Annotated in this window: 3 protein-coding genes and 1 pseudogene; 2 read left to right on the top strand and 2 right to left on the bottom strand. The window is 42.0% G+C overall.

The window, feature by feature from the left end; genetic code table 11:
* On the top strand, positions 1-678 hold a 678-nt coding region (locus B3Y13_RS02815; protein ID WP_296692605.1), incomplete at its 5' end, for a magnesium chelatase domain-containing protein.
* Between the two features lie 153 nt (positions 679-831).
* On the opposite strand, the gene B3Y13_RS02820 is transcribed toward B3Y13_RS02815, so the two are convergent.
* Both B3Y13_RS02820 and B3Y13_RS02825 read right to left on the bottom strand, forming a co-directional pair.
* Entirely contained in the window at positions 832-2,031 is a 1,200-nt protein-coding gene (locus B3Y13_RS02820) for a TraB/GumN family protein (RefSeq protein WP_296692608.1), read from the bottom strand.
* A gap of 27 nt (positions 2,032-2,058) precedes the next feature.
* The gene (locus tag B3Y13_RS02825) at positions 2,059-3,438 is read right to left on the bottom strand and encodes a tetratricopeptide repeat protein (RefSeq protein ID WP_296692611.1); all 1,380 of its coding nucleotides are present in this window, start codon (positions 3,436-3,438) and stop codon (positions 2,059-2,061) included.
* Positions 3,439-5,478: 2,040 nt separating this feature from the next.
* On the opposite strand from B3Y13_RS02825, the pseudogene B3Y13_RS02830 reads away from it, so the two are divergent.
* Positions 5,479-5,898: pseudogene (locus B3Y13_RS02830) on the top strand (hypothetical protein); the annotation flags it as partial.

The following is a 5,898-nucleotide window of genomic DNA, read 5'->3' on the forward strand; positions in this document are numbered from 1 at the left end:
GCCGGTCCAAAAAGCCTTGAGCACATGGTCGATACAGTAATTTCGTTTGAAAGAAATGACGACGAGGTAAGGTTTTTGCGCGCACAGAAAAACCGTTTTGGCTCTGTTGACGAGCTTGGAATTTTTGCAATGACAGACAAAGGACTTGAAGGAGTTGGAGATCCAAGCACAATGTTCATTACAAAACGCTCTGGAAAAATGCCGGCAGGAATTGCAAACACTGCGGTATTTGAAGGAAGCAGAGCTTTTATCGTAGAAATTCAGGCATTGACAGTTCCGGCAAAATCTTCGATAAGCAGAGTTTATTCCGACAAGATTGATTCTGCGAGAGTTGCACGGGTTGCGGCAGTATTGGAAAAACGCACCGGCATACGATTCAGCGACCAGGATTTATACATAAACGTTGCAGGCGGAGTGCGCCTTACGGAAAGTTCTATTGACGCGGCTTTGGCAGCAAGCCTTTATTCTGCAAGAACAGACCTTTCAATTCCAGGAAACACTGTGATTACCGGAGAACTCTCTCTTGCAGGAGAAATAAGGCCTGTTGCAAGGCTGAAGCAGCGGATTAAAACAGCCGGAGACTTGGGCTTTACGAGCGTGCTTGCCCCGGAAAAAGACAACGGAAGCACAAAAATTGAAAACATTAAAGAAATAATAAAAATTTTGTTTGCAAAGTAAGGCGAAAAACTAAAAAATTAGCCCGGGGTGAAGTGGCGCGCAAAGCGCGTTGCGAAGCGAAGCGGCGCAATGCAACCACGCAACACCGGTTTTGTTTTTGAATGGAACGCTGACGAAAAAAAATGCTTTTGAAACAGAAAGATGCGCTCCTGTTTATTTTTTAAAAAGACCTTTTGCGAATTCTGCAATTACAACGGCAAAATTTGCGCCTGCGGCAAAAGTTCCGATTGAAGAACCGAGCGATGACAAAAAGAAAACAAGGAGAACGCGGAGAATTCGGTTTTTATAAAAACCTTTTAAGGTCAAATCGTCCTGAAGAGTTTCCATGTCGCTTACTTTTGGCTTGCAAAACGCCGCCTGAACCAGCCCGGTAAAAAGACCGACTCCAACAAGAGGACAAAGACTTGTAAACGGCGCTCCGACAATGGCCGTCAAAACTGCAAGCGGATGTCCAAATGCGAGAATCGCTCCAAGCCCGGCAAGTGTTGAATTCCATACAACCCACGCTCCAAGAAGCTGCGCGCCTTTTGTAATTCCACCATAAACAAAGCCTGCCGCAATCAAAGCAACGATGAGAGCGGCAATTGTCCAGCCTGCAATTTTTGAACCGACTTTTTTTGGAGGAACTTCTGATATGTCAGAAACGTCGGATGATTTTTTTCCGGCGGCAAGTTCTTTTAGATAAGCCTCAACGCCTGGAAGATGTCCTGCGCCCAAAACCGCGAGAGTTTTTTTGCCCTTGCAATCCCAAATTTTGCTTGCAAGATAGCGGTCGCGTTCGTCGATTAAAACTTTTTTTACAACCGGCATATAGTCTGCCAGCTCTTTCATCAAGCTGTCCATTTCGGAAGAATTTTTTAAGATCTCAATCTGTTCTCCGCTTACCTCTTCTTTATCGAAGGCGCTTGCAAGAAGAGCGGAAATCAACTTGCATTTTCCCCAGAATGAGACTACTGCCCAGGCGCGGCGCAATGTTATTTGAATCGGGCGGTCTACCATTGCGACAGGAATATTGCGCTCTTTTGCACAATTGTCCGCTGCGCGCATTTCATCTCCGGGTTTTACGCCGACATTGCTGCCCATTCTTCTTTGAAAACCGGAAAGAACAAGATTTGCAAGCAACAAAAATCCTTGATTCGCCTTTAAAACCTTTACGATGTCAAGATTTTTCCAGTCTTCCGGGTTGTTTAGAGATTTGTAGCGGCCTTCGTCAAGCTCGATTGCAACACAGTCCGGCGATTTTTCTTCGACCGCTTTTTTTACTTCATTGCAGCTTTCCTGACTGATATGCGCGGTTCCTATAAGGATGATTTCTCTGTCGTCAAATTTCAAAACTTTTTCTGTCTGACTCATTTTTAAATTCTCCACTTGGGGATTTTTTTATTTTATTCCGCTCGCCCACTGAGCCAATCTGTATTCAAAAAACATCGGGCTCTGCATGGCAGTAACCTCATTATAATATTTTTGAGCCAGGCTGTCTTTGCCCATAAGCTCGTAATAAAGCGCAAGATAAAATAAATATCTGCCTTTTTTCGTGCGGTTTGTTTCTTTAGAAATGTTGAGGGCAACGTCTGAGTCTCCGCCACGGTCGTGATACATCCGCACGATTTTGTAGTCAAGGCTCTGTCTGTTCGTGAGTTTTTTCATTAGCGATTCGGTAAAAGTCCGAAGCTCTAAATTTTTCTTCTGTTTAAAAAGACAGGCTGTTATCATCAATTTGTATGAAATGCTGTCCGGATTTTTTTTAAGAGCCTGCTCAAACGCTTTTTGAGATTCTTCCCAATTTCCTGCTCCCCAGGCAAGGATTCCAAGACTTTCGTAAGCGTAATAATATTGAGGATTTTTGTCGACAGTCAAGCGATAGTAAGAAAGAGCATCTTCTCGTCGTCCCTGCTCATCGTAAAGACCTGCAAGGTACGCATAACCAAGAAAATATTCCGGTTCGAGAGCAATTGCCTGTTTCCAGGCAGCTTCTGCGCCAGAATAATCTCCTGTCATGCGGCTCCATGTTCCTAAGTCAAACCAGTAATCAGTGTTTGAAGGGTCGATTTTTATTGCGGTTTTTATGTATTCAATCGCCTTTTTATACTGTGTGTTTTCTGCTTCGTATTTTCCAAGATATGAATTTACCTGCGGATTATTAGGATTTAGTTTGTAAAGTTTGTTGAAAGCGTCCTTTGCGTCATCATCTTTTTCCATATAGTAGCACATTTTTCCGTAACCAAGCAGAGCTTCTTCGTTGGTTCTGTCGCCAAAAAGCGCTTTTTTATAAAAATCCCGGGCGTTGCGCCAATTTTTTTTGAGCGACTGCTCGTCCGCAAGCTCGATATTTGCCTCGGCATTGTAAGGTTCAATTGCGAGAATCTGCTTTATGAACTTTGCCTTGTTTACCTTGTCGCCTTTTTGTTTTGCCGCCATAAAATTCAAATTCAGCACTTCGATATTTTTTGGTTCTTTTTCAAAAAGCAATGAAGCAATTTTTTCCGCCTGTTCCGTTTTTCCAGCAGAAAGCAAAAGGCTGCCCTTTAAGCACAAAAGTTCAGTGTCGTCCTTTAAATTTTCAGGAATCGACTCAAAAAGGCTCAAAGCCTGTTCAATTGTTCCATCCTGCAAGACTGAGCTCAATTTTTGCACAAATTGAATTTCCTGCGATGAATTCAACTGCGAATTCTGGGCAAAAACTACAGGAATACTTACCGCTGCCAGAAAAAACACTGCGCAAAAAATAATTACCGTTCTTTTTTGAAATAATTTTTTCATTTTTCCTCTCATTGAAAATTTTGCTTTCATCAGATAAACTGAAAAACAAATGTTTAGACATCCATTTAGAAAAGCTTTCGGTTTAACCTTCCTTTACGGTTTTATTATTATCGGAATTTTTATCCTCCAATTTAGAAGCGAATCAGTTATTTTAAAGAATGCAGGCCTTTTAAGAATATCGGTTTCACAAACCCAGGATGCCGACGGCAATATGTCGCTAAAAAACACAGTCGGCGTTTCTTTTAAGGGAATTTCATTTACAANNCATCCCGCTGTTCTCTTCAATTCAAAAACTCAAAATCAAACTCCGCTCACGCTGCTTTCTTGGGAACAGCCTTCCCCGCAAAGTTTTAAATTCAACTTTACAGAAAACACATCTCTCACTTTTACGGTAAGCGACACAACTCCGCGCGCAAGCCTTTCAATCGCTGCCCAACTGCCAGACAGCAACTCTTCGCTTTCTCTCTATTACAATCCTGTTTCGGGCTATTCGGTTACAGAACAGAGCCGCTCAAAACAACTTTTTAGCTCAAAAAATATTTCTTACACAATGTCTGCAAATCAGATTAAGGACACTCAAATTATCCTTACAAAAAGTGCAAATGTTGCAATGTACACTCGGTTTGACCCGACAAAGGCATTCTCTTTTGCTTCTATTCCTACGGATTCTCAGACAGCAACAGCCTCTGCCTACGAAACAACAGTCAGAGATTTTAGAAACGCCCTTGTTTCTCAGGCAACTTCTGCTTTTTCAGACTCCTCCGCAATTTCGGAAGCTGTCGTTGCCGCTTTTGTGGCAGAAATGGCTTCTCAATCACGCTATCAGGAAGCAATCAAAGCAGTTCCAGATTCGTTCAAAAACGGAGCAAGAAGGACATATTTTACTTCTCCATACTTTAATACCCTCGCAGCAATGAATCCGAGCCTTGTAATGGCAAATGAAAATTTTGCGTCAATGATTCAAAACGCCATCGAACACAATTCCATCGACGTTTTCTCTGCTGACAACATTGCAGACTACATGCTCAGAAACGGAAATCTCGAAAACGTAAAACTCCTTGCCGCCCTTCCAGCAGCAATTCAAGATTTCCAGCCAACTCTCGTTCAGGCAACTTCAATTCTTCAAGTTTATCTCTCGCTCAAAAAAGCAGACAGCCCGCTTGCAGAATCATTCCAGCCGGTTACAGAACAGTGCCTAAATTCAATCACCCAGGCATGCACACTTTCTGTTTCTGACGACACTCTCACCTTGCATGACAGGGATTTTGCAGCAGGATTTGCGCAGACTGTTGAAACAGGAACCGTTCTGATCGACTACGGAAAACTTTTCGCAATTCCAGAATACTGCGCAGGCGGTTACATGCTCATAAACACGGCATTTGCCCAGAATCAAACAGCGGATCTCCGCACACTTGCAGAACTTTACCCGATTCTGATAAAAAACAACGCAAACTATCCACATTCGCTTGTAATGGACAAAAATTCAACCGAAACCATCTGGGCTTGGACTTGCGCCTCAAACATCACTTACGAAGAAAACGAAAATTCTTCCGAAGCGTTAATCACAGTTTCGTTCAAGCAAGGCGATTCTCATTACATAATCATAAACGGAATCAAACCTTTTGTCGGAATCGAAATTTACGGACTTTCATTCCACACAGACCCTCGGTTTGAAACTTACAATTCGTCGGGCTACATTTACAACGAAAAAACGCACACTCTGTTCTTAAAATCGCGGCACAAAGTTTCAAACGAAAAAATTCGCCTGTACTTTAACACCGTCCGTAACGAATATTAAAATTTTGGAGCACATTTGGCCTTAAAGCCAAAATTTTTCCGGTTAAAATGCGCATTTTTCGGAATTTCCGGCTCTTACTTCAAGTCCTCGCTTCGCTGTGGTCTTTCCGTAGCGATCCGGGCTACGTTTTACTGTAAAAAAATTGTTTTTTTTACGTAAAATTCTGTTTTCTATGATATAATCACAGAATAATCACTCATTTGTAATTTATTTTTTTACGCATTTATATTTAAGGGGCAATTGTGAACAAACGCGACTTTCCTAAAATTCACTTCTACGATCAGGATTTTGTAGATATTTACGATAAAACATGGACATGGCTTTCGGGATTCTGGTTAAATTCAAAACTCGCAGAAGATCCAGCCGACGGTTATTTTGTCTATCCTCAGGACAAAGACGGAAATCCCGTTTTAACTTCAACAACAGAACCTAATTCCCCAAACACAATAGCTTCTGCCACGATTGACCAGTTTGAATCTATTTTTTCTTCATTCTTCCTCGTTTATTCAAACCGCAATTATCCGGCAAACCAAAACATTGATTATTTTTACTCAAAACAGGAACAAAACGGCGCAATCCGCTGGAAATACGATTTAAAAACAGGAAGCCCGGTTTTTACAGAAGACAATCCCGAAGGAATCGGTCTTCCGCTTTTTGCATGG

Origin of the sequence: Treponema sp. UBA7567 (genome assembly GCF_002476655.1) — a bacterium.
In the GTDB taxonomy this organism is placed as follows: domain Bacteria; phylum Spirochaetota; class Spirochaetia; order Treponematales; family Treponemataceae; genus Treponema_D.

What these genes read in the sequence shown, in the direction of transcription:
- B3Y13_RS02820 (WP_296692608.1), bottom strand. Translation starts at nt 2,031, where the DNA reads ATGAGTCAGACAGAAAAAGTTTTGAAATTTGACGACAGAGAAATCATC.
- B3Y13_RS02825 (WP_296692611.1), bottom strand. Translation starts at nt 3,438, where the DNA reads ATGAAAAAATTATTTCAAAAAAGAACGGTAATTATTTTTTGCGCAGTG.